18 protein-coding genes are annotated in these 25,154 nt (G+C 70.2%); 7 read left to right on the plus strand and 11 right to left on the minus strand.

Features of this window, described 5'->3' with window-relative positions; translation table 11 throughout:
• Positions 1 to 67 precede the first annotated feature (67 nt).
• Entirely contained in the window at positions 68 to 709 is a 642-nt protein-coding gene (locus MB1_RS09200) for an NAD(P)-dependent oxidoreductase (protein WP_066905985.1), read from the plus strand.
• A 72-nt stretch (positions 710 to 781) separates the two neighbouring features.
• Here MB1_RS09200 and MB1_RS09205 read toward each other — a convergent pair whose 3' ends face one another.
• From MB1_RS09205 to MB1_RS09225, 5 genes are all read right to left on the minus strand, one after another.
• Positions 782 to 1,690 carry an aldo/keto reductase gene (locus tag MB1_RS09205; RefSeq protein ID WP_066905987.1) on the minus strand — a complete coding sequence of 303 codons (909 nt, stop codon included), beginning with the start codon at positions 1,688 to 1,690 and terminating at the stop codon, positions 782 to 784.
• Between the two features lie 22 nt (positions 1,691 to 1,712).
• The gene (locus MB1_RS09210) at positions 1,713 to 2,540 is read right to left on the minus strand and encodes a carbohydrate ABC transporter permease (protein WP_169801630.1); all 828 of its coding nucleotides are present in this window, start codon (positions 2,538 to 2,540) and stop codon (positions 1,713 to 1,715) included.
• Entirely contained in the window at positions 2,537 to 3,613 is a 1,077-nt protein-coding gene (locus tag MB1_RS09215) for a carbohydrate ABC transporter permease (RefSeq protein ID WP_439646930.1), read from the minus strand. Before MB1_RS09215 ends, MB1_RS09210 begins: the two co-directional genes overlap by 4 nt.
• The gene (locus MB1_RS09220) at positions 3,591 to 4,889 is read right to left on the minus strand and encodes an ABC transporter substrate-binding protein (RefSeq protein WP_066905991.1); all 1,299 of its coding nucleotides are present in this window, start codon (positions 4,887 to 4,889) and stop codon (positions 3,591 to 3,593) included. Before MB1_RS09220 ends, MB1_RS09215 begins: the two co-directional genes overlap by 23 nt.
• Before the next feature lie 174 nt (positions 4,890 to 5,063).
• Entirely contained in the window at positions 5,064 to 5,633 is a 570-nt protein-coding gene (locus MB1_RS09225) for a nucleoside/nucleotide kinase family protein (RefSeq protein ID WP_066905992.1), read from the minus strand.
• A gap of 507 nt (positions 5,634 to 6,140) precedes the next feature.
• Here MB1_RS09225 and MB1_RS09230 point away from each other — a divergent pair.
• Both MB1_RS09230 and MB1_RS09235 read left to right on the plus strand, forming a co-directional pair.
• Positions 6,141 to 8,423 carry a serine/threonine-protein kinase gene (locus MB1_RS09230; protein WP_169801631.1) on the plus strand — a complete coding sequence of 761 codons (2,283 nt, stop codon included), beginning with the start codon at positions 6,141 to 6,143 and terminating at the stop codon, positions 8,421 to 8,423.
• The gene (locus MB1_RS09235) at positions 8,420 to 9,277 is read left to right on the plus strand and encodes a PP2C family protein-serine/threonine phosphatase (RefSeq protein ID WP_066905996.1); all 858 of its coding nucleotides are present in this window, start codon (positions 8,420 to 8,422) and stop codon (positions 9,275 to 9,277) included. Before MB1_RS09230 ends, MB1_RS09235 begins: the two co-directional genes overlap by 4 nt.
• Here the strand turns inward: MB1_RS09235 and MB1_RS09240 are convergent.
• The 3 genes from MB1_RS09240 to MB1_RS09250 all read right to left on the minus strand — a co-directional run bounded on the left by MB1_RS09240 (position 9,265) and on the right by MB1_RS09250 (position 13,013).
• Positions 9,265 to 10,242 carry a glutamate ABC transporter substrate-binding protein gene (locus tag MB1_RS09240; protein ID WP_066905998.1) on the minus strand — a complete coding sequence of 326 codons (978 nt, stop codon included), beginning with the start codon at positions 10,240 to 10,242 and terminating at the stop codon, positions 9,265 to 9,267. The two genes, MB1_RS09235 and MB1_RS09240, sit on opposite strands and share 13 nt — an antisense overlap.
• Positions 10,239 to 11,555, minus strand: coding sequence for a GlnX family signal transduction membrane protein (locus tag MB1_RS09245; RefSeq protein ID WP_066906000.1), 1,317 nt, complete (start codon positions 11,553 to 11,555; stop codon positions 10,239 to 10,241). The genes MB1_RS09240 and MB1_RS09245 overlap by 4 nt, the downstream gene beginning before the upstream one ends.
• 144 nt (positions 11,556 to 11,699) lie before the next feature.
• A complete protein-coding gene (locus tag MB1_RS09250; RefSeq protein WP_066906002.1) occupies positions 11,700 to 13,013 on the minus strand; it encodes an alpha/beta hydrolase in 1,314 nt (437 codons plus the stop codon).
• A gap of 116 nt (positions 13,014 to 13,129) precedes the next feature.
• Between MB1_RS09250 and MB1_RS09255 the strand changes: the two genes are divergently transcribed.
• Entirely contained in the window at positions 13,130 to 14,509 is a 1,380-nt protein-coding gene (locus tag MB1_RS09255) for a WS/DGAT domain-containing protein (protein ID WP_157083978.1), read from the plus strand.
• A 9-nt stretch (positions 14,510 to 14,518) separates the two neighbouring features.
• Here MB1_RS09255 and MB1_RS09260 read toward each other — a convergent pair whose 3' ends face one another.
• The 3 genes from MB1_RS09260 to MB1_RS09270 form a co-directional block, all read right to left on the minus strand.
• Positions 14,519 to 16,528, minus strand: coding sequence for an iron ABC transporter permease (locus tag MB1_RS09260; protein ID WP_218000215.1), 2,010 nt, complete (start codon positions 16,526 to 16,528; stop codon positions 14,519 to 14,521).
• Between the two features lie 148 nt (positions 16,529 to 16,676).
• Complete coding sequence (locus MB1_RS09265) at positions 16,677 to 17,666, minus strand: ABC transporter substrate-binding protein (RefSeq protein ID WP_066906006.1); 990 nt, start codon at positions 17,664 to 17,666, stop codon at positions 16,677 to 16,679.
• Between the two features lie 68 nt (positions 17,667 to 17,734).
• Positions 17,735 to 18,571: an ABC transporter ATP-binding protein gene (locus tag MB1_RS09270; RefSeq protein WP_066906008.1), complete on the minus strand. Its 837-nt coding sequence runs from the start codon at positions 18,569 to 18,571 to the stop codon at positions 17,735 to 17,737.
• Between the two features lie 111 nt (positions 18,572 to 18,682).
• Here MB1_RS09270 and MB1_RS09275 point away from each other — a divergent pair, with 111 nt between their 5' ends.
• The 3 genes from MB1_RS09275 to MB1_RS09285 all read left to right on the plus strand — a co-directional run bounded on the left by MB1_RS09275 (position 18,683) and on the right by MB1_RS09285 (position 25,141).
• Positions 18,683 to 19,954: a glutaminase gene (locus tag MB1_RS09275; protein WP_066906010.1), complete on the plus strand. Its 1,272-nt coding sequence runs from the start codon at positions 18,683 to 18,685 to the stop codon at positions 19,952 to 19,954.
• Between the two features lies 1 nt (position 19,955).
• The gene (locus MB1_RS09280; protein ID WP_066906012.1) at positions 19,956 to 22,313 is read left to right on the plus strand and encodes a serine/threonine-protein kinase; all 2,358 of its coding nucleotides are present in this window, start codon (positions 19,956 to 19,958) and stop codon (positions 22,311 to 22,313) included.
• 359 nt (positions 22,314 to 22,672) lie between these two features.
• Positions 22,673 to 25,141, plus strand: coding sequence for a beta-propeller fold lactonase family protein (locus tag MB1_RS09285; protein WP_066906014.1), 2,469 nt, complete (start codon positions 22,673 to 22,675; stop codon positions 25,139 to 25,141).
• Positions 25,142 to 25,154 lie beyond the last annotated feature (13 nt).

Genomic DNA, 25,154 nt, shown 5'->3' on the forward strand with positions numbered 1-25,154 from the left:
CTCCTACGGTAACTATAAGGGCTCGACCGAGCCGAGGGATCGTGAACGAGCAGGGAGGCACCTTCACATGACCACCATCGCCATCATCGGCGGCACCGGATTTGCCGGAGCGGCCATCGCCGCCGAGGCCGCTCGGCGCGGAAACACCGTGACCGCGCTGAGCCGCTCGACCCCGGAGAAGCCGATCGACGGCGTCACCTACGTGCAGGGCGACGTGCAGACCGCCGGTGCGTCCGCCATCGCGGGTGCCGACGTCGTCATCGGCGCGCTGTCGCCGCGGGCCGGTTCCGAGGGCACGCTGGTCGACACCTACGCGGAGCTGGCGAAGCAGGCGGCGGCAAACAACGCCCGGCTGATCGTGATCGGCGGCTTCGGGTCGCTGCGCCCGGCTCCCGGCGCGCCCCGGTTCGCCGAGGGCGACGCGCTGCCCCCCGAGATCGCTCCCGAGGCGCGCGAGATGAACGCGGTGCGCGAGTACCTCTCGCAGACAACGGAATCGGTGAACTGGACGTTCGTCAGCCCGGCCGGCGAATTCGGCGGCTACCTTCCGGTGACCGAGCCGCGCGGCACGTACCGCACCGGCGGTGAGGTGGCGCTGTTCGATGCCGACGGAAAGTCCGCGATCGGCGGCGCCGACTTCGCGACGGCCGTCATCGACGAGGTCGAGGCCGCGGCGCATCCGCGCGAGCACATCAGCTTCGCGTACTGAGCCGTCGCCCATCTACCCGAACGCCACGAAGGCCCTCACCCGCCGCGGTGGGGGCCTTCGTCGTGCGACCGATCAGCCGTCGAGCGCGGCCAACTCGTCGTCGTCGAGCACCAGGGTGAACGATTCGACCAGCGGCGCCACCTGGGCGGCGGTCCGTGCGCCGGCGATCGGCGCCGCGACGGTCGGCTGACTGCGCAGCCACGCCAACGCGACCGCCGCGACCGAGACGTCGTGCGCGGCGGCGATCCGATCGAGGGTGTCGAGCAACGCGAGGTTCTTCGGGTCGTCGAGCAGGGCGGTGACCCCCTGGGCGCGCGGGGAGTCGACGGTGGTCTCCGGCCGATACTTGCCGGTCAGGAAGCCGCTCGCCAGGCTGTAGAAGGGGATCTCCACCAGGCCGAGCTCGGCGACGGTCGGTGCCAGGGCGGTGGCGTACCCGCGGTCGACGAGGTTGAACTTGTCCTGCGCGACGACGAAGGGCGCGGCGTTGGTGGCCCGGGAGATCTCGACGATCGAGCGCAGCCGGTCCGCGGAAAAGTTCGACACCCCGAGCCGGCGGACCTTGCCCGCCCGGACGAGTTCGTCGAAGACACCGACGACGTCCTCCTGCGGTACGGAGTCGTCGTCCTTGTGGGCGAGGTAGAAGTCGAAGTAATCGGTCTGCAGTCGCTTCAGCGAATCATCGACGGCGGCGCGGATGTTGTCCGGGGACAGGCCGGGGCGGCCCGCCCACATGCCGACCTTGCCGATGATCTGCACCCGATCGCGATTGCCCCGTTCGGCGGTCCATTCGCCGATCAGCGTTTCCGATTCACCGCCGGTATTGCCCGGAACCCAGCTGGAGTACAGGTCGGAGGTGTCGATCGTCGTCCCGCCGGCCTCGACGAACGCGTCCAGCACACCGAAGGTGTCCTCGCGGTTCGACGTCCAGCCGAACGAGTTGCCACCCAGAACGATGGGTCCGAGATCGAGATCGGCCATGCTTGTGCTCCTTCGCGGAAGACTATTTGACGCCGCCTGCGGTCAGGCCGGAGATGATGCGGCGCTGGAAGACCAACACCAACACAACCAACGGGATCACCACAATGGTTCCGGCCGCCATGATCGAGGCGTAGGGAACCACCGACGGATCGGCGCCGGAGAAGCGGGCGATCGCGACGGTCACCGGCTCGGTGCGCTGATTGGACAGCAAGCTGGCCAACAGGAATTCGTTGACCGTGGCGATGAACGCGAGGATCGCCGTGGTGAACACCGCCGGCGCCGCCAGGGGCAGCATGATCATCCGGAATGCCTGCGCCCGCGAGGCGCCGTCCATCCGGGCGGCCTCCTCGAGCTCCCACGGCAGATCCCGGAAGAACGACACCAGGGTGTAGATCGTCAGCGGCAGCACGAACGAGATATTCGGGATGATCATCGCCCAGTAGCTGCCCAACCACCCGATCGAGTTGAACAGTTGGTAAAGCGGGGTGGCCAGGGCGACCACCGGGAACATCGACGCACCCAGGATCAGGCCCACCACAAGGTATTTGAACCGGAACTGCGATCGGGCGAGAGCGTACGCCGCCAGCACCCCGAACAGCAGCGCGATCGCGGTGGTCGCGCCTCCGACGATGAGACTGTTGACCACCGCGCGGGAGAAGTCGTTGCCCGCATTGGTCGACAATGCCTGCCGGAAGTTGTCGAGGGTGATGTGCGTCGGCCACGGGGTGGTGTCGAAGGTGTACCGGGCATCGCGGAAGGCGGTGACCACCATCCAGTAGAACGGCGCGAGCCCCCACACCAGGATGATCAGCGCGCCGACGTAGACCCGCGAATTGCGCAGGGCGGTCATGTGCGGGCCTCCACCTTCGCCGGTTCGTCCTGCGCCTTCGCCTTGCCGGGCTTGTCGTCGCCGGTGTCGATCATCTGGGCGCCGAGCATCTTGATCAGCAGGAATGCGATCGCGAAGATCATCAGGAAGGTGATCGTCGAGAGGGCGGCGGCGCTGTTGACCTCGCCCTGACGGATCTGGTCGACCACCAGGATCGACACCGTGCGCGTCGATTCGGTGTTGCCGGTGACCAGGATGCGCGGCAGGTCGTACATGCGCAGCGCGTCCATCACCCGGAACAGGATCGCCACCATCAACGCCGGTTTGATCAGCGGCAGGGTGATGCGGACGAACCGTTGCCAGGCGTTCGCGCCGTCCATGCGCGCCGCCTCGTAGACGTCGTTCGGGATCATCTGCAGCCCCGCGAGGATCAGCAGGGCCATGAACGGCGTCGTTTTCCATACGTCGGAGACGATCACCGCGAATCTCGACGGCCAGCCGCCCGCGGTCCACAGGATCGTGGTGCCGAACATGCTGTTGACGATGCCGTCCGGGGCGAACATGAAGTACCAGAGCTTGGCGGTCACCGCGGTGGGGATCGCCCAGGGGATCAGCACCGCGGCGCGCAGCAGCGAACGCCCCCAGAAGGTCTTGCCCATGATCACGGCCATCCACAGGCCGATCACGATCTCGAGCACGACGGTGATGACGGTGAGCAGCAGGGTGTTCGAGACCGCGCCCCAGAACTGCGACTCCGGCAGTCCCGGCGGGCAGCTGACCAGGCCGTCGCGGCCCGGGCAGCGCTGGGTCAACCAGGTGACGTAGTTCTGGACACCGTTCCAGCCGCCCTGCACGAATTTTCCGGTGGTCGGGTCGAGGCTGCGGTCGCGTTGCAGCGACATCTGCACCGCCCGCAGCACCGGGTAGATGATGACGACGGCCAGCACCACCAGGCCGGGGATGACCAGCAGCCAGCCGTGGTGCTCGAAGTTCAGGCGGTTGCCGGCGGCGCGCACGCCACGACGGCCGGAGCGGGGTGCTCCGGCCGTCGCGGGTGTGGACCGATCGGACCTACCGGGATCCGGCCGACTCAATTCCGGCCTGCATATCGGTGATCGCGGCGTCGATCGTCTTGCTTCCGGAGATGACGCCGGCGACGTTCTCCTGGATGACCGCGGAGACCGCCGGGTAGAACGGGGTGACCGGGCGCGGCACGGCGTTCTCGATCGAGGTCAGCAGCGTCGGCAGGTACGGGTACTGCTCGACGAGCGCCGGGTCGTTGTAGAGATCGGCGCGGACCGGCGGGAACGCACCCTCGGCGACGATTCGCTGCGCCTCGGGGCTCTGCATGAACTCGATGAAGTCGTGCGCGGTGAGCTTGTTGTTCGAGAACGCGGAGATCGCCAGGTTGTAGCCACCGAGCGTCGAGGCGCCGGGACCGGTCGGGCCGGGCAGCGGGGCGACGCCGTAGTTGCCGATGATCTGCGAGCCCTCCTCGGCGGCGGTGCCGTAGACGTACGGCCAGTTGCGCAGGTAGAGCGCGCCGCCGTCCTGGAAGGCCTGCTGGCTCTCGGTCTCCTTGTAGGTGGTGGCCACCTGCGGGATGACGCCGGACTCGAAGGCCTGCTGGATCTGCTCGAGGCCCGCGCGGGTGCCGGGGGTGTCGACGGCGGGGGTGAGGCCGTCCTCGGCGACGAAGGAGCCGCCGTTGGCGTTGATGATCTCCGAGGCGTTGACCGTCAGGCCCTCGTACTGGGAGAACTGGCCGAGGTAGCAGTTGATGTTGTTCTCGGCGGCGATCGTGCAGCTGTCGAGCAGCTCGCCCCAGGTGCTCGGCGGGGTGGGCACCAGGTCGGTGCGGTAGAACAGCAGGCCGCCGTTGGTGTTCTTCGGCGCGGCGTACTGGGTGCCGTTGTAGGTGGCGCTCGCGACGGTGGCCGGGATGATGCCGGTGTTGTCGACGGCGTACTCGCCCTCGAGCGGCACGATCCAGTCGTTCGCGGCGAACTCGGCGGTCCAGATCACGTCCAGGCCGAGGACGTCGTAGTCGGACTGACCGGCCTGCAACTGCTGGACGTAGTTGTCGTGGGTGGTGTCCGCGTCGTTGGGCTGCTCCTGGAAGGTGACCTGCTCATCCGGGTTCTGCTGATTCCACAGCTCGATGATCTGCTGGATGTGCTGGTTCTCCGAGGTATCGCGGCCCTCGACATAGGTGATCGGACCGCGGCCGTCGCCGTCATCGGCAGCGGCCGTGGTCTCGTCCGCTCCGGTGGTGGTGTCGGAGGTGGTGGTGTCGGACGAGCAGGCGCTGATCACGAGCATCGACAGCGCGGTGGCCGCGATCGCGGATCGTCTGAAGTAGGACGCCATTGGCTACTCCTCATGGTGCGGTGACTGTGGTGGTGCCTTGGAAACCTACTGCACGATAGGTCGGCCTCTGAGACCCCGGTCACTCCGGACAATTGTGAGGACCCCGGAAACCGGCGCGACGGTGCGACGCTCCGGATGGCATCGACACCCGACGCGCGCCCGTGTCGGGTGGGTTCAGCGGGCGTCCGTCGCCGTCCCGTCCAGGACGATCGCCGCCCGTTCCCATACCGGATCGTCGGTGAACAGCAGCTCCTCCTGGTCGCGCCAGCGGTCCCAGTTGGCGGCGAACATCTCCCCGTCGCGGGCGAGGGCGCGCTGCTTGCGCACCTGCGCGGGGGCGTCGATCCAGACCGGCACATCGACGAATGCTGCGGTGGGCCGCGCGCCGGAGCCGACACCCTCGATCACCAGCGTCGCCGGCGGCGGGATCTCGCGGACCGCGCCCGGGGCAGCCGCGGCCCAGTCCCAGCGGCGGAATCGGGCGGGCCGTCCGGCCGCGATCGGTTCGAGGATGTCCGCGACCAGGATCGGGATCGACGCGGCCAGCCCGTCCCAGCCCGGGTAGATGTCGTCCATGTGCACAATCGGGCAGTCACCGAGGGCGCGGGCGACCGCCGCCGCGATCGTCGTCTTGCCCGACCCGGCCCGACCGTCGATCCCGACGATCACGGTGCGCCGAGCCCCGGTGGTTGCCGCCGCGGCGCGAACGAGAGAGACGACATCGTCGATCCCCGAGGCGCCCATAGTCGGGCAACGGTACGGCGCCCGAGGTCGGTGCGGCGGCCCCGGTGCGGCCGGCCGGGCCCGGCGAGCACGCCGGGACACTGCGAGGCCGCCGCGCCGGCCGATGTCGACGCCTGCGAGTGATGCCTGCGATTCGCGGACAACCGCGGGGGGATGATCGGCCGGACGACATACCGACACCCGGGTACAGTGCCGGCCAGACGCGCACACTGGATGCACGATCCGGCGAGGGATCAGGGGGTCTGGATGACAGCGCATCGGTGTTCGCGCGACGGCTGCCCGGGCTACGTCCGGGACGGCGTCTGCGAGGTATGCGACGAGGCCACCACCGTCGTGCGGCGCCGCCCGATCTCGCCGAGCGGCCCGACCCCTCCGCAAGGCCCTACCCCTCCGCACGGGCCGATGGGCGGTCCCGATGACCGGACCGCCGCGATCCCGCGCCCCGTCGACCGGACTCCACCCACCGAGATCATTCCCCGCGGTCGCCCCGCCGGTCCTCGATCGCCCGTGACGCCGCCGCGAGCGCCGTCGCCGCTCGATGCCGAGACCAGCCTCATCGCGCGCAGCGAACCCGATACTGCCCGCGTCACCGATCCGGCCGGCCGCCGGCCCGACACCGCCGACACCGACACCGCCCCCGAGGTGGGCGAGCCCGTCACCGACACCGACGACGCCGCCGCGGAGACCGACGTGGACAGTCGTCCGGTCACCCAACGCAGCTATACCCGCGTCACCGACCGCAACTACCGGCCGCGGCGGGTGATCGTCGGCGAGGGCATCGACGACGACCTCGAGGGGGTCGACGCGGTGGCACCGCGGGACCCGGCCGAGATGCTGCTGGTCGATCCGCAGGTCCGCGAGAGCCTGCGGTTCTGCGCGTCCTGTTCGCGGCCGGTCGGTCGGGGGCCGGGCGGCACCCCGGGCCCGCCGATCGGCACCTGCTCGCGCTGCGGGACGCCCTACTCGTTCGTGCCGCCACTGCGGGTCGGCGACCTGGTCGGCGGCCAGTACGAGGTCCTCGGTGCCCTGGCCCACGGCGGCAACGGGTGGATCTATCTGGCGGTCGACCGCCGCGTCGACGACCGGTTGGTCGTGTTGAAGGGGCTGATCGACAGCACCGACGACCACGCGCGCGCCGCGGCGCTGGCCGAGCGGCGCTTCCTGGCGCAGCTCAACGATCCGCGCATCGTGAAGATTCACAACTTCGTGGAGGAGCATTCCGACGACGGCTCGTCGTCCGACTACATCGTGATGGAGTACGTCGACGGCAAGACCCTTCGGCAACTGCTCGAGGAGCACCGCGCCCCCGGCGCGGACATCAGGCCGATGCCGACGGCGGTCGCGATCGAGTACGCCCGCAAGATCCTGCCCGCCTTCGGGTACCTGCACCGCATGGGGCTGGCGTACTGCGACTTCAAGCCCGACAACGTGATGCAGCACGGCCGCAAGCTCGCTCTGATCGATCTGGGCGCGGTCATCCGGATGGACGACGAGATCAGCAACCTCTACGGCACCGTCGGCTATCAGGCGCCGGAGATCGGCACCCACGGCCCCTCGGTCCAGTCCGATCTGTACACCGTGGGGCGCACGCTGGCCGTCCTGGCGCTCGGCATGCCGCCGGTGCGCGACGGGAAGCCGTCACCGCTGCCCGCCGAACATCCGCTGCTCGATGCGAACGAGTCGCTGCATCGGTTGTTGCGGCGCGCGACCCACGCCGACCCGCAGGAGCGGTTCGTCAGCGCCGCGGAGATGCGCGACCAGCTCGACCGGGTCAAGCTCGAGGTCGACGCCCGCACACTCGGCAAGACGCAGGTCCCGAAGCTGTCTCTGGTCTTCGAGGCGTCCCGGCAGACCTTTGCCGCCGACCTGCTGCTCGACGGCGATCGGGTCGGGCGGCCCGATCCGGCGGTCGTCGCGGACAATCTGCCGCTGCCGGTGGTCGACCACACCGATCCGGGCGCGGCGCTGCTGGCCAATACGAGCACCGAGGCGGCGCCGGACGAGATCGACGAGCTGATCGCGATCCTCGAATTCTCGACCCCTGAGTTGGTGCTGGCCCTGGTGCGCGCGCATCTGCACGCCCGCCAGTGGGGTCGGGCCCGCACCGCGCTGGCCGCCGCGAAGCAGCGCGACCATCTCGACTGGCAACCGACCTGGCATCGGGGCCTGCTCGATCTGGTCGGTGGGGACCCGGCGGCCGCCATGGCACATTTCGACCGGTGCTTCGACCGGTTGCCCGGGGAGACCGCCGTCAAGCTCGCCCTCGGCGCCGCCGCGGAATGTGCGGGCGAGGATTCGACGGCGGAGCGGTACTACCAGATGGTCAATATGGTCGATTCCGGCCAGGCGGATGCCGCTTTCGGATTGGCCCGGGTACGGTTGCGCAGCGGTGAATCCGATCGCGCGGTGGTGGCACTCGACTCGGTCCCCGAGTCGTCGAGCTTGCGGCAGGCCGCGCAGTTGGCGGCCATCCACGCACGGCTGGCAGGTGTCGCGGGTACCGACGAGGCGGGACTGCGGAAGGCTGCCGTACGTGTGGAGCGTCTGGCGGTCGACACGGCCACCGACGCGCGGGTGCGCATCGACCTCTTCGCCGCGGCGGTCGACCTGGTCACCGACGGCCGTTCCGGCGACGGACCGGCGTTGCTGGGCACACCATGGACGGAACGAGACCTGCGCTCGGCCCTGGAAAGCGAGTTGAAGAAATTGGCACGCATGACAACCGACCCGTACGAGCGCGTCGCGCTGGTCGACCGGGCCAACCGTGAACGCCCGCGGACCTGGCTGTGAGCATCGAGGAGGCGGGGTACGACCCCGACCACATGCGCCTCGATCTCGGTGACGCGGCCGCGGTCAGCGACCGGGGACAGCGGCATCGCACCAACGAGGACGCGGTCGCGCTGGCCCGCTCGGAATCGTCGGTGGGTCCGATCCACGTCGCGGTGGTCTGCGACGGGGTCTCCAGCGCACCCGGTTCCAAGGACGCCTCGCGCCTGGCCGCCGATGTGGCCGCCGAGGTGTTGACCCGCGGTATCGCCGCGGGCGAGTTCCCCGGCGACGCGGGACGTACCCGGGAGGCGGTGATCGCAGCGATCGCGGCCGGTTCGGACGCGGTCGGTGAGTTGGCCGCCGCCAATGCCAACGCCCCGGCGACGACCATGGTCGTCGCGGTGGTCGAGCCGATCGCCGGCGGCGTGCGGGTACACCTCGGCTGGTTGGGCGACAGCCGTGCCTATTGGTTGCCGGCCGCCGACAATCCGGCGGGCAACCGGCCGCGGGTGCTGACCCGCGATCACACCGTGGCGGCCGAGTTCGCGGCCGCCGCGTCCATCCCGGCCGATCGGGTCGACTCGCTGCCGGGCGCGCATGTGATCACCCGGTGGCTCGGCGCCGACGCCCGGGCGAGCGATCCCGAACTCGACACGGTCGACCTGTCGGGTCCCGGCCTGTTGGTGGTGTGCACGGACGGTCTGTGGAACTACTTCGCCGCGCCGGAGGATCTCGCCGCGGCCGCCGGTCCCGCCGGGATCGACGAGGCTCCACTGGAGATCGCCGAGCAGTTGACCCATCTGGCCAACCGCGCCGGCGGCCACGACAACATCACCGTCGCGATCATCCCGGTCGGGGCGGCTCAGTCCCGGTAGACGGCGGCGCCCGGCTCCGGGATGGGCCCGTAGTCGCCGAACCAGCGGGTGTAGATCGCCTGCAGCTGCCCGTTCGCCCGTTCGCGTTCGAGGATGCCGTTGACGAAACGGACCAGGTCGGGTGACTGCTTGGCGACGCCGATCCCGAAATCGGTGGCGGCCATCGGTTCGCCGACGACCACCAGCTGCGGGTCGAGGGCGGTCATCCCGGCGAGGATGACGTCGTCGCTGGACACCGCGTCCACCCGGTTGCTCATCAGCTCGACGACGCAGTCGGACACGATCGGCCAGGTCTCGACCTCGACGGCGGTGGCCTGCCGGCGGAGGATCTCCTCGTTGACCGAGGCGGCCGAGGTGCACGCCCGTCGACCGGCCAGGTCGGTGATCGACCGGATATCGCTGCCCGCCTCCACCAGCAGGCGCTGCGCCGCCCGCATGTAGACGGTCGAGAATTCGACGACCCGCTGGCGGGCGCAGGTGATCGAGTAGGCGCTGATCACCATGTCGACCCGACCGGATTCGATCGCGCCCTCCCGGTCGGCGACGTCGAGGGCCACAAATTCGACGCGGTCCGGGGAGCCGAAGATCGCCGCGGTGATCGTGCGGGCCAGATCGACCTCGGCGCCCCGGAACTCGCGGGTCTGCGGGTCCCGGAAGCCGAGCAGATAGTTGCCTTGGTTGACCCCGACGATCAGCCGCCCGCGCGCGACGATCGTCGCCATGGTCGACCCGGCGGGCATCGCACCGGGGACCGGCGCGGCCGGATCGGGTCGCAGGCTGCCCACCACGTCGGTGCAGGTGTCGGCGGCCGGTTGGTCGGCGGATGCGTCGGAGTCGGCGGCCGGTTCCTCCGGTGTGGTCACGCCATCTGCCGGCACCCGCATCGCCACCAGGGCGACGGCGGCGAGGATCGCGGCGATGACCAGGTAGATCAGCGGCCGCCGTACGTTGATCTCCGGGTTCATCGGTACTCCCCGATCCGGCGCCCGAGACCGGCGGCGACGGCGGCCGCCGCGAGGATCGCCAACAGCGCCGGACCGACGACGATGCCGGTCAGCGCCCGATCGGCCGAGTGCAGGGCGGAGGCGAACGCCTCGCGTTGCCGTTCCGAGATGGCGCCGAGCACGTCGTCGACCACGGCGAAGGCCACGCCGGAGCCCTGCGGGTCGATCCCGGTCGCCGAGTCGACCGCCCCGCGGAAGTCGCCGGCGTCGTCGAGGGCGCGCAGCCGTTCGTGGGCGTCCTGCCATTCGAGGACCGCGCTGCGCAGTTCGGCGATGCGTTCCGCGGGCACCTGCGACGCCGCGTCGGCGAGCAGGCCCGAGGTGTCGTCCGGGCCGACCACCGCCCGGATCTGATCGCCGAAGTCGGTGTCGAAGGGGGCGCCGCTACCGGCGACCAGCACCAGGCTCTCGTTGCTGCGGGCCAGGGAGACCGCGGCCCGCACGTCGTCCAGGGCCGCCGTGGAGGTCCCGAGCCGCTCGGCTCGTTCCAGGTGGCCGTTGGCGATCAGACCCGCGACCAGCCACCACAGGCAGGCCAGCGCCATCAGCACGCCGCCGGCGAGCAGCGACGGTTCGATCCGCCGGTTGGTGCGCCGCATCTCCTGGCGGCCGATGTCGAGCATCGCGATCAGGACGGCGACGCCGATCAGGACCACCGCCAGGGGGAAGCCGCCACCGCGCCGGTAGTCGACGTCCATCGCGGCCGCCTGCAGATCCCGCAGTTCCTGAGCGGCGGGCAGCATCGTGTATTGCATCAGCCGGGAGGCGTTGTTGAGGTACGACTGTCCGAGGGGCAGCCCGAGCCGGTTGTAGGTCTGGGCCGATTCGACCAGGGCGGTATAGCGCGGCAAGGCCACCGATATCCGGGCGAGCGCCGCGAGCGCCGGGTCGGATTCCGGCAGCCGGCCGGCGGCCTGCGCCAGCCCGTCGGAGACCCGCTCGATCTCGCGGTCGTAGCCGGCGCGCGCCTGCACCGACCACTCGCCGCCCGCGACGAAGTCACTGGTGGCCAGGACGTCGGCGTTGGCCAACCCCCGGTACAGCCCGGTGGCGTCGGCGTCGAGTGCGACCAATCGGCCGCTGGCGTCCGACACCGCGGCCGAGCGCACCGATCCGGTGATCAGGCTGACGACCGCGAACATCAGGCAGCCGGCCAAGATCACCACCACGACGCGCCGCAGCAGCCGCGGTGTGCTGCCGGGCGGCAGTGCATCGACCCGCGACCGACCGCGGCGCCGAGTTGGCGTCGCATCGTTCACGGTATCGGTACTCATCGGTCCCCCTGCCGGTTCGGACGATCGTACAAACCGGGCCGGCCGATCCGCTCGACAAGAAGGAACCGCCCGGACGGAACCGCACGATGACGACGGAACCGTAGGGTGACGACGACGGTCGCCGCCGACCGAGCGCCGGGATGCTCAGGACGCGGGGGTGCTGCGGCCGCCGAATCGTGGCAGGCCGAGCCGCGGCAGGCGGGGGTGCAGGACACGGTCGCCCAGGTAGTCGCCGACCAGGGCGGTCTCGACGGCCAACGAGATCCACCGGTTCGGGCCGGCGCCGGGCGACATCGCGTCGATCATCGGCCCCTCGTCGGCCAATTCGGCGGTGCGCCCGGCCTGCAGGCGGTCGATGACGTGCAGCGCCGCGGCGTGGTGGGTGTCCAGGGCGCTGTGCCCGTTGTCGATCGACACCAGGGTCGCGTCCGGGATCAGGGAGGCGGCCAGCTCGGCGATTGGTGGGGGTGTGCGCAGATCGCGGCGGCCGGCGATGATCGCTGTCGGCCAGGTGAAGCGCGGCAACTCGATCGACAGGTCGAACGGTTCGCCGGAGAAGGGTGAGAAGTGGCTCGCCGAGTCCGCGAAGGCGGCGGACGAATCGAACGGTCCGCCATCCGGTTCCGGCGCGAAATTGAGTTCCCGAAAGGCGATCTCGCCGACCGGATCGACCTCCATCGTGTACGGGACCCGACTGTCGATCGCCATCTCGGCGCCGACCGTCCGGCTCAGCGCGTTCCACGTGAAACGGTCGGTACCGGCGAGGTGCCGGCGCAGCATGGTCAGCAGGAGCCCGGTTCCGCCGAATTCGTAGAGGATTTCGGCGATCCCGCAGGCCTCGACGAGGTCGGCCCCGGACTCGACCACCTCGCGCAGGGCCGCGGCGACCTCGGCGGTATGCGGATCGTCGCCGTCCCAGAGCAGGCGCCGCGAATGTGCGCGCTGCACCAGGTGATCCTGCGCCGAGAGCAGGGTCGAGTCGAGGATCATCCCGGCGACCCGCTCGGGATGCCGCACCCCGACACCCTCGGCGAGGTAGGTGCCGTACGACGACCCGTAGATGTGGGCGCGGTCGACACCCTCGTGGTCGAGGACCGCGGCAATATCGTCGACCACCTCGGTCACCCGCATCGCCGAGCGGGGCAGATCGGTGCCCGACGCACCGGTGCGGGAGAGCCCGACACCGCGATGCTCGACCATGATGACGTCGTGTCCGGCCCGCGCCGCACGACTGCGGATCCGCCGGTAGGGAATCGCCGACGCCAGGCCCGGGCCGCCGGGGATGATCACCAACGGCGTCGCGCCCCGCGGCCCGGTGCGCAGATAGGCCAGATCGAAGGCGGGGGTGGTGTCGGTCGCCGGGCGTCGGACGCGCCGCAACCCATCGGACCGTTCGGCGGTCGCCCGTAGCGCGCGTTCCTTGCCGCTGCCGCGCCGGATCCAGTCGGTCCGTACCACCCCGCGACACCTCCGCATCGAATTCGGCCGGCGTCGTCACCGACTCGGGACCCGATAGCCGGCGATCCGACCGGGTCGACACTAACGCCCGGGCCCCGGTGACCGACGATACGTGTATGACCCGTAGGTCCCATCTGTCCGCGATCGACGCCTCGAGCATCTACTCGCGCATCCCCGGCCAGCATATGGACGCGACCGGCGGCTACGTCTTCGCCTGTCCGGACGACGCCGCACCCACCCGCGAGCAGATCGCGCGGTTCCTGGCGCAGCGGTCGCCGGACGTCGCGGGGGCCTGCCTGCGGGTCGCGGAGGTGCCGGGCGGCCTCGACCACCCGTATGTGCTGGCCGATCCGCTGCCGCTGGCGCAGCGGACCGTCTTCGCCGACGGCGGCCCGACGACGTGGACGCGGGTGCTCGAGGCGGCGACGCGGCGGGCCGCCGAACCGATCGACGTCTCGGTCGCCACCAAGGACCTGCTGGTCTTCGACGACGTGCGCGAGGTGCCGGGGCTGCCCGGTCGGGCGATCGTCGTGCTCACCCGCGACTGCCATTCGGTCAACAATTACGAGCACGACCTGGAGTTCGCGAATTCCCTGTTCGGTGGGGCCGGACCGGTCGACCTGCCGGCGCTGCGGCCCGCGGCCCGGCGGGCGCCCGCGCGGCCGATCGCGGCGCTGCGCGGGGCGTGGGCCTTCGTCGGTTCGGTGGCCCGCTTCCCGCGGGTGCGGCGAGCGCTCGAGGCCGAAGCCGCCGACGCACCGGTCCAGGAGCCGCCGCGGATTCGCCCGGCGACGTCGTTGACGGCGGTGATCGGACCGGATCGATCCCTTGCGGTGGTGCCGATCCCGCCCGGCGGCCTGCGTCGGGAGGGGGTGACGGCGACCGCGGTGGCGGCGACGATCGTCTCGCGGGCGACGCAGCGGTACCTCGAAGCGATCGGCGAGCTCTGCCCGGACGATCTGGCGCTGAGTATCCCGACGCCGACCGATCGGCCGCGGGAGTGGTCGATGAACCGTTTTGTGCTGTCGGTGGTCGACCTGCACCCGACGATCGAGGATCCGATCGAGCGGGCCGCGGCGATCAACGACGATCTGCGCACCGCGATCGCCGACAACGACGGCCCGCACGTGCTGCGCACCTTCCGGCTGGTCACCGCACTGCCTGCACCGCACTATCGCCGGCTGGTGCGCGCGGGTGTCGAGGCGGAGTCGCTGTCGGTCGAGGCGGGCACGACCTCGGCGCACGTCGGCCTGAGCAGCATGAACTTCCCGGACAGCGACCGGTGGGAGTGCGCCGGGACGCCGGTGGCGTTCAGCTTCAAGTTCGCCCCGGTCAGCACGAGCGTCGGGCTCAACCACGTCGTGTCGAGCACCGCGAACGGCGCCTCGGTGATCACCGCGATGGCCGCCCCGGAGTCGGTGCCGCGCTTCGACCGGTACGTCGAGTGTCTGACCGCCGCCGTCGACGAGGTCTGCGCGGCTCTGCCGGCCCGGTAGCGACCGGTCTCAGCGTTCGGAGCGCATCCGGCGCAGCAGCCACAGGAAGTAGGGCGTACCGATCAGCGCGACCACCAGACCCGCCGGGATCTGGGACGGCGCGAGCACCGCGCGGCCGAGCAGGTCGCCCGCGACCACCAGGATCGCGCCGAAGACGGCGGCCAGGGGCAGCAGCGTGGCGTGCCGCTTGCCGATCAGCAGGCGCGCGGCGTGCGGGGCGACCAGGCCGACGAAGGCGATCACCCCGATCGTCGCGGTGGCGACGGCGGTCAGGGCGACCGCCAGGCCGATGTGCAGCAGCCGTTGCCGGCCGACCGCGACCCCGAGGACACGGGGGGTGATCTCGTCGAATTGCAGCAGATCGAGATCGCGGACCGCGCGGGAGACGACGACCGCCGCGACGATCACGACCACCAGCATCGGCAGCAGCGCGCCGGCGGTGGTGCCATAGGTCGAGCCGCCGAGCCAGGTGATCGCCTTGGTCTGATTCCACGGATCGGTGCCGATGATCAGCAGGGTGGTCAACGCGGAGGCCGCGGCGCCGATGCCGACACCGACCAGCACCATCCGCAGCTGGTCGGCCCGCCCGATCACCGCGAGCAGCAGCGCCGCGATCGCCGCTCCGACCAGCGCCGCGGCGAAGACCGCCCGGTCGGAGGGCACGTCGGCGATCGTGATGACCGCGATCGCTCCGAAGCCGGCCGAGGCGGAGATGCCCAGGATGCCCGGGTCGGCAAGCGGGTTGCGGGTGACCGCCTGGAGCAGGGCGCCGGCCAGCGCCAGGCAGATCCCGGCGAGCAGCGCGCCGATCACGCGCGGCACCCGGGAGCCCAGGATGATCTCGACGCGCGGGGCGGCGGCGCCGCGCACCCAGTTCCATACGTCGCCCAGCAGCACCAGCCGATCGCCGATCAGCACCCCGGCGATCGTCACTCCGATGAGGACGGCGACGGCCAGGCCGATCAGCAGGATCGGATGGGCGCGGCCGAAGGCGGTGCCGGCGTGCATGGTGATCAGCGCTTCGCCGGCCCCGCCGGAGCGCACCCGGCGGGCCAGGAGGATCAGGAACAGCGCGCCGATCAGGCTGGTCAGGACGCCGGTCGGCATCGTCACCCCGGCGACGCCGCCGAACAATATCCGCAGCAGCACATCGGCGGTCAGCACCAGCGCAACGCCGGCGATCGCGCTGAGCACCACGAAGGTGCGCTGGCGGCGCAGCGGGGGCGCCCACGGGCGCAGCAATCCGATGATCGCCGGGGCGACCAGTCCGACGAATCCGATCGGCCCGGCGACGGTGACCGAGCAGGCGGCGAGCACGACCGCGCAGACGATGACGGCGCGGCGGGTCGCCGCGACCGGGACCCCGAGCGAGGCGGCGGTGTCCTCACCCAACTGCAGCAGGTCGAGCCGGCGCCCGTAGAGCAGCAGCACCACCAGCGCGATCGCCAGGAACGGCAGCACCGTCAGCACCGCGCGCGGACCGTTCTGGGACAGCGAGCCGGCTCCCCAGACGAACAGTCCCTGGGTCTGCCAGGGGAAGACCAACAGCAGGACGCTGGTGATCGAGCCGAGGCCGAGGGTCAGCGCCGAACCGGCCAACACCAGCCGCATCGGTGACAGGGTGCCGCCGGAGGCCAGGCCGATCACCGCGGCGGCCGCCGCGACGCCGCCGACGAAGGCGATCGCCAGGCCGCCGATCGGCCCGGGGCTCAGGCCAACCACCGCGGCGACGGTCAGTGCGAGGAATGCGCCGGCGGCGACGCCGGTGGTGTCGGGAGAGGCCAGCGGGTTGCGGGAGACCGACTGCATCGCAGCTCCGGACGCCCCGAGGGCCGCGCCGACGACCAGCGCGGCCAGCAGCCGCGGCAGTCGCGAGTCGATCAGCACCGCAGCGGCCTGCGGGATCTCCGCCCCGGTGATCACCCGCCACACCGTCGCGGCGTCGTAGTCCGCGGTGCCCTGGGTGAGGTGCACGATCGCCGCGATGATCAGCCACCCCAGCGTCGCCGCTACCACCACCGGCAACGCCACAAGCGAGCGGCCGGCGGGCCGATCGGCGCCCGGTCGATCGGCGCCGGTTCGATCCCCGTCGGGTCGCGTGCGATCCCCCGGGGACCTCTCGGTGGTCACACCCTGCCGGGGCGCCGCGGAGTCGGACACGGGAGGGTCAGGCGCCGAGCTTGTCGGCGACGTCGCCGCTGAATGCACCCAGGGACGCCGGTCCGCCGTAGACCCAGATGCCCTCGGCCGCCGGCTCCACCCGGTTGCCCTGAACGAACGGCAGGCTCTGCCAGACGGCGTTCGGCTCGAGGTAGGTGGTGATCGGGTTGTCCTCGTCGGCGTTGGCCCAGTAGAGGAACCAGGAGTCGGCGGGCAGCGCGGTCAGCCCTTCGATGTCGGTATAGGACAGTCCGTACGCCTCGTCGCCGGCGTCGGGCCACGCCGGGGCCAGCCCGATCGCCGACATGACCGCCTGCGGCGCGGAGCCGGGGCCGTGCATGCGGATCGACACATTGCCGCCGTCCTCGTAGGGGGAGGCGAAGACCGCTTCGGTCCCGGTGAGTCCGGCGGCGTCGATGCGGGCCTTGTTCGCGTCGAGGGTGGCGGTGAAGTCGTCGAGCAGCGCGGCCCCCTCGTCCTGCTTGCCGACGGTGGTCGCCAGGGTGGTGACGCTGTCGGTGACCGCGCCGAGGGGATCGGCGGCGTTGGCGTTCTCGAGCAGCAGCACGGGGGCGATCTGTTCCATCTGGGAGCGCACCGCATCGGGGATCGAGCGGGCGACGCCGACGATCAGGTCCGGTTCGAGGTCGGCGATCGTCTCGACGCTCGGCTCGGTGCGCTGGCCGACATCGGTGGGGTCACCGGTCAGGGGGACCGCCGCACCGACCCAGCTGGTGTAGCCGGCGACATCGGAGACGCCGACCAGGTCGATCCCGAGACTGGTCATGATCTCGGCCTGCGCCCACTCCAACGCGACCACCCGCTGGGCGGGGCCGTCCGCGAGGGTGACGTCGTTGCCCTCGCTGTCGGTGACCGTGATCGGCTCGCCGGTCGCGGTGGTGGTCTCGTCGGTGGCCGGGCTGGTCGTGCCGCAGGCGGCGAGCACGGTCAGCGCGGCGATCGAGCCGAGCGCCAGGGCGGATCGACGCAACTTCACTTCGGGGGTTCCTTTCGTCGGACGGGTGGAGACGCGGGGGATACGGCCGCGGCCGGGTCGCGCGGCGGCTACGCCGACCGTTCGGCGGGCAGGTCGGCGCGGTGGGACCGGCCGGCGGAGCGGCGGGCCCGGATGTCGAGGACATCGGTGTCGGGGTCGCGGGTGACGGTGATCGGGATGCCGTAGACCGCGCCGAGCAGGTCGGCGTCGAGGGCCTGCGCGGGCGGACCGTCGGCGACGATGCGTCCGGCCTCGAGCACCAGGACGCGGTCGGCGACGTCGGCCGCATGGTTGAGGTCGTGCAGGACCACCCCGACGGTCACGCCGTGGCGGACCGCGAGTTCGTTGATCAGATCGAGAATCTCGACCTGATAGCGCAGGTCGAGATGATTGGTCGGTTCGTCGAGGAACAGCACTCCGGTGTCCTGGGCGAGCGCCCCGGCGAACCAGGCGCGTTGCAGCTGACCGCCGGAGAGCGTCTCCAGGGAGGTCTCGGCGAGGTCGGTCAAGCCGGTCAGGTGCAGGGCGCGGTCGATCGCGGCGGCGCCGTCGGGGTCGACGCCGCGCCAGCCGGATCGGTGCGGGTGGCGGCCGAATTCGACGATGTCGCGCACGGTGATCCCGGCCGGGGTGGGCCGCTGCTGGGCGAGCAGTCCCACCCGGGTGGCGAAGTCGCGGGCGGACAGCGCCCGGGTGTCGGGGACGTCGGTCAACGCGACCGAGCCGGCCGCCGGGGTGAGCAGCCGGCACAGCGCGCGCAGCAGGGTCGACTTGCCGGATCCGTTCGGGCCGACGAAGGCCGTCACCGTGCCGGGCTCCAGGTCGAACGATGCGTCGGTCACGATGTCGGCGTCGTCGAACCGCACCGAGATGCCCGAGGCACGCAAAGACCAGTCGCCACTCATTCGCTTTAACTTAGCCTGTCCTCACTCAGAGTGGTTCGAGTCGGGCTGGAATCGGTCGGGTTCGCCGCCGACGTGACAGGATGTGGTCAACCGGCCAGGAGGGTCACGGGTATGCGGCTACCGATAGTGGACTACCTCGACGAGGTGCTCGCCGGCATCGGAACCGACAACCCCGGTGCCACCGCCGACTACATCCCCGAACTGGCCGACGCCGACCCGAGCTTTCTCGGGGTATGCGTCGCGACGATCGACGGCACGATCTACGGCGCGGGCGATATCGATGTGCCGTTTTCGATCCAATCGATCTCGAAGCCCTTCGCCTACGCGTTGGCGCTGGCCGAACACGGTCTCGAGCACGTCCTGGAACGGGTCGGGGTCGAACCGAGCGGTGAGGCGTTCAACGAGTTGTCCCTGGAGGAGGGCTCGGGGCGACCGCTCAACCCGATGATCAACGCCGGAGCGCTGACGACGCATGCCCTGCTCGGCGGGCCGCAGGCCGATGCCAATGAGCGTTTCGAGATCGTGCGCCGCGGCATGTCGGCGTTTGCCGGTCGCGAACTGGATGTCGACGAGAACGTCTACAAGTCGGAACGCGAAACCGCCTATCGCAATACGGCGATCGCCAATATGTTGCGCAGTTACGGCACGATCACCGGGGACCCGAATGGCGTGGTCGACGGCTATACCCGGCAGTGTTCGGTACTGGTGACGCTGCGCGATCTGGCCCATATGGCGGCGACGCTCGCCAACGCCGGCCGGCGGCCCGATACCGGTGAGCAGATCGTGCCGCGGTCGGTGGTCCGGCAGGTGCTGTCGGTGATGATGACCTGCGGGATGTACGACGCGGCCGGGGACTGGATGTCGACGATCGGCTTTCCCGCCAAGAGCGGTGTCGCGGGCGGCATCCTCGGCGCGCTGCCCGGTCAGGTGGGTATCGCGACGTTCTCCCCGCGGCTGGACCAGCACGGCAACAGCGTGCGCGGTATCCGGATCTGCGATCGCATGTCGAAGGACATGGGTATGCACATCATGGAGGGTGCCGAACCGGCCCGATCGGTGATCCGGCGCGATCGGGTGTTGACGCTGCCGGGCAACCATCGGGTGCGGGTATGCAGTCTGCAGGGCACCATCGGATTCAGCGGCGCGGAGCGGGTGCTGCGCACGCTCGCCGAGAATCCGGACAACGCCGGTCGGGTGGTGATCGACCTGCGGCGCGCCTACGCGGTCAACGACGTCGCCCGCCGGATGATCGCGGAGGCCGCGCGGCGGTTGCAGCTCGACGGGCTGTCGGTGTCGCTGCTCGATCCCGATCGGGTGCTGGCGGATTCGGATGCGGGGGAGGCCGAGGTGATCTCCTCGCTGGACAAGTACCGCCCATACTGACATGCCCACCGACCCGGAACCCGAACCTACCGCCACCGCACGGTCCGAATCGACCTCTGCCACCGCGGGTCCCGAGCCCGAACCGACCGCCGCCGCACGGCCCGAGCCGGAGCCGACGGCTGCCGCCCGCTGGGTGCCCGAGTTCACCGCCCCGTCGCCGCGGACCACCGCAACTCCACAGACGACCGCCTCACCCCCGACCGCCGCCTCGCCGCAAACCGCCGCCTCGTCACACACGGCGGCCGCTCCACAGACGTCCGGGAGCCCGCCGACCACCGGCTCGCCGACGACCGCGGGGTCTTCCGGCCGGACCCGCTCCTCGCGGCGCGGCCGCACCACCCGCACCGTGCGCGGCATCGGCGCCGGTCTGGTCGAGGTCCCCGAGGTACCGGTCGGCAACCCGGCCGGGGCGCTGCTCACCGACCCGAAAGTGCCCGAGCGCAACCGTTTCTGTACCGCTTGCGGCGCGAAGGTGGGCCGCTCGACCGATGGCCACCCCGGCGCCACCGAGGGCGACTGTCCACGCTGCGGCGTCCGCTTCTCGTTCGTCCCGGCGCTGCCACCGGGCACCCTCGTCGCCGGCCAGTACGACGTCCAGGGCGCCCTGGCGCACGGCGGAAACGGGTGGATCTACCTGGCGATCGACCGGAACGTCGAGAACCGCTGGGTGGTACTGAAAGGGTTGATCCACACCAACAATCCGGAGGCGCGGGCGGCGGCCATCGCCGAGCGGCGCTTCCTGGCCCGTCTGGATCACCCGAATATCGTCAACATCCACAACTTCGTGGAACATCCGGGGAGCGACTGCGTCTCCGCCGGATACATAGTGATGGAGTACGTCGGCGGCCGCTCCCTGCACCAGTTGCTCGACGATCGACGCCGGCCGGACCGCACGATCGATCCGCTCCCCGTCGACCGCACGATCGCCCTGGGGCTCGAGATCCTGCCGGCCTTCGCCTATCTGCATTCTCAGGGGCTTGCCTACTGTGATTTCAAGCCCGACAACGCTATCCAGTATGGTCGACGTCTCAAGTTGATCGACCTCGGCGCGGTGATCCGGATGGACGACCGGCACAGTCCGCTGTTCGGCACCGTGGGCTATCAGGATCCCGAGATCGCCGAGCGCGGACCGTCCGTCGAATCGGATATCTTCACCGTCGGAAGGACATTGGCGGTCCTCGCGCTCGGGATGCGCCCGAACAATGGCGGCGAACTCGCCCCGATCCCGGAGGATCACCCGGTCCTGCTCGCCCACCCATCGTTCGCTCGGGTGCTGCGCCGGGCGACCGCCCCGAATCCGTTCCGGCGCTTCGCATCGGCCGACGAGATGGGCGATCAGCTCGAGCACGTCCTGCGCGAAACCCTCGCGTTGTCCAGCGGTACCCCGCAGCCCCGTCCGTCGATCGTCTTCGGTCCCGGTCGCGGCTGGTTCGCCACCGACCTGCCTTTCGACGGGACGGCGACCGCCCGACCGGACCCGGTACGGATCGCCCGAACGTTGCCGATCCCCCTGGTCGACCTGTCCGATCAGGGTGCGGCGCTGTTGGCGACGGCGGTGGGCGCGACCGCCGACGATGTGGCGGAGATGATCGCCACGGTGGGGCGGATGACCCCGGAGTTGGGGTTCGCCCGGGCGCGGGCGCTGCTGACCGCCGGCGATCCGGCCGCGGCGGACGCGGTACTCGACGAGATGGCCGCGGATGACCCCGATGACTGGCGGGTGCCCTGGCATCGCGGCCTGGTGGCACTGTCGTCCGGCGACGCGGTGACGGCGGTGAGCGCCTTCGACGAGTGCTATACGGCGCTGCCGGGCGAGAGCGTCGTGAAGTTGGCGCTGGCCGCGGCGGCCGAGTGCGCCGAGACCGACCGCTCCGCCGGGCGCTACTACGCGATCGTGGCGCAGACCGATCCGGCGGCGGCGGACGCCGCCTTCGGGTGGGCCCGCACGTTGCTGCGTTCCGGTGACCGGGAGGGCGCGATCCGTGCCCTCGACCTGGTCCCGGGGTCGTCGAGTCAGCATGTCGCCGCCCAACTCGGCGCGATTCGCACCGAGCTCGCCGATCCCGATTCCCGCGACCGCGCCACCCTCGACCGGGCCGCGGGCCGGGCGGCCGTCCTGCCACTGGATCCGGCCACCGACCAGCAGGTGCGCGCCGAACTGCTCGAGGCGGCGATCGCCCTGGCGGATGCACCGACCCCCTCCGGCAATGCGTTTGTCGGAGTGCCCTGGACGTCCCGCGATCTACGCTTCGCCCTGGAACATTCGTTACGCGCGTCCGCACGGTTGACCACGGATCCCGACAGCCGCTACGCGCTGGTCGACCGGGCCAACGACATCCGACCCCGCACCTGGACCTGAACGCCATCGCCAAGGCGGCTCATCGACCATTTTCCCGGCATGCTTTCGGTCCGCTGATCCACACCTCGATGCGAACGGCGACAAGATGCCAAGAGGAACCGTCTCGTCATTAACGACAACGATCCATTTCGTCCGTACGCCGCGAATCCCACCGGCTAGGAATGTGCAGACGAGACGTAAGAGTACGCCATACTTTTGGCCGGAAACTGGGGTACTGTCAGGCCATTGATTAACCGAAGACCGCCAATGCGGGGAAATATCTTCCGCCAATCGTGCAGCTTTCGACCCTGAGGCGCCGTCCGTACGTACTCCCTGCTCCACGCCCGGTGTTGCCGCAGGGAATCCCGAAACGAGAAACAATGACCGATCCGCGCACCAATCGATTCCGTGTCCTTGTTCTCGCCGCCGGTATCGGCGCGGGTGTGTTGTTGACCGATCCCGCCATCGCGACAGCTGTGCCCGATGGCAGCGAGTCGAGTACCACCGACCGCGATGCCGAATCCCGTGATCCGGACACCGGCCACGACGCGGATACCGACACGGACAACTCGCACGTCGGGACCTCGAACTCGGGGACCACCCCGACCGGCACCACGTCGGCAGGCGAGACCACCGACCCGGAGGTCACAGATACTCCCGAACCCGCGGCATCCGCACCCGGGACGTCCGAACCTGCGGCATCCGAACCTGTGGCATCCGAAGCGACCGATCCCACGGAATCCGATTCGACCACCACAGATGCCGACACCGGGGGCTCGGCTGATTCCTCGGGTGCCTCGGAGTCGAGTGCCGCGCCGAGCACCACCCCGGCACAGGACCCCGCACCCGCTATCGCGCCCACCGGCCACCAGGCGCCCGCCACCGAACCCGACACCGGCGGTGCTTCCGGCGTCGAAGCTGCGACGAGGATCCCGGAAACCACCCCGACCGAGCCCACCGATCCGGCCGACCCGGATCCCGACGCAACGGACCCGGACGAGACGCCCACAACGTTTGCATCGTTCACCGCGTTCGGGACCGCCACACCGGACACGACACCCGATCCCGCCCTCGCACCGGCGCCGACAAGCACACCGTTCACCACCACACCATTCGGCACGACCGCCACCACACCGGCACCCGCAGCGACGTCTGCCATCACCGCAGCCGCGCTTCCGGCATCGGTGGTCGATGTGCCGGCGGTGCTGACCTCCGCCCTGACCGGATGGTTACTGGTCGGGGCGCTACCCACCCAACCCCTCGCACCACCCCCACCGCCGGCATGGTTGCTGTGGTGGACCACCCGTGTCCGCACGAGCTTGTTCAACCAGACACCCGTCACCGGAACTGCGACGTCCTTGTACGACACCGCATCCGGCACGGTGACGGGTGATATCGGAATCACCGACCCCGATAACGACCCGCTCACCTACACCGTGACCACGGCCCCCGCACACGGCACCATCGTGATCAACCCCGACGGCAGCTACACCTACACCCCGAACCCCGACGCCCCCACCACCGGCTACACCGAAGCCATCGTCGTGACCGCCTCCGACGACACGACCGACCACATCCACAGCCTCGACGGACTCATCGCCGCGATCACCGGACAACCCCAGGCGCACACCACCACCCAAGCGCTGACCTTCACCGTCCCACCCACGAACGCCGCTCCCACCCTGACCGTCACTGCCCCGGCCACGCTGCCCAACGGCACCCACACCGCGACCATCACCACCACAACCACCGACCCCGACGGCGACCCGGTCATCGTCACCGTGACCGGCACCCAACACGGCACCATCACCGACAACAACGACGGCACCTACACCTACACCCCCGACGACACCTACCGCCGCGCACAGGAATACACCGAAACCCTCACCATCACCGCCGCCGACGACCAAGGCGCCACGACCACCGAAACCATCACCCTCACCATCGAACAACGTCAACCCCTCATCACCACGATCCCCACCACCGCCGGGGAGAACCTGTTCATAGCCGTCTCCCCGGATGGCAGCCGTGTCTACGTCGCCAACCCGGGTTCCGACACCGTCAGGGTTATCGACACCAGCACCAACACCGTCATCGCCACCATCCCCACCAGCAGCTTGCCGCTGGGGGTGGCGGTCTCTCCGGACGGCGACTACCTCTACGTCACCAACTTCGGCTCCGACACCGTGACAGTCATCGACACCGCCACCAACACCGTCATCACCACCATCCCCACCGGCGAGTACCCGTTCGGGGTGGCGGTCTCCCCGGACGGCACCCGCGCCTACGCCGCCAACCGCGTCTCCAACACCGTCACGGTCATCGACACCACCACCAACACCGTCATCACCGACATCCCCACCGGCGACTTCCCGTTCGGGGTGGCGGTCTCCCCGGACGGCACCCGCGCCTACGTCACCGTCCGCAACTCCGACACCGTCAGGGTTATCAACACCACCACCAACACCGTCATCACCGACATCCCCACCGACGACGCCCCGACCGTGGTGGCTCTCTCCCCGGACGGCACCCGCGCCTACGTCACCAACTACGGCTCCAACACCGTGACCGTCATCGACACCACCACCAACACCGTCATCACCGACATCCCGACAGACAACGCCCCGTTCGGTGTGGCGGTTTCCCCGGACGGCACCCGCGCCTACGTCGCCAACCGCAACTCCGACACGGTCACGGTCATCGACACTGCCACCAACACCGTCATCCGCACCATCCCCACCGGCAACTTGCCGCTGGGGGTGGCGGTCTCCCCGGACGGCAACTACCTCTACGTGACCCGCGACGACGGTGGCGTCGATGTCTACGACGTCACCTACTGGAACACCTGACAATCACCGCAAC

The sequence above is a fragment of the Millisia brevis NBRC 105863 genome (assembly GCF_001552615.1).
GTDB classification, from domain to species: Bacteria; Actinomycetota; Actinomycetes; order Mycobacteriales; family Mycobacteriaceae; genus Millisia; species Millisia brevis.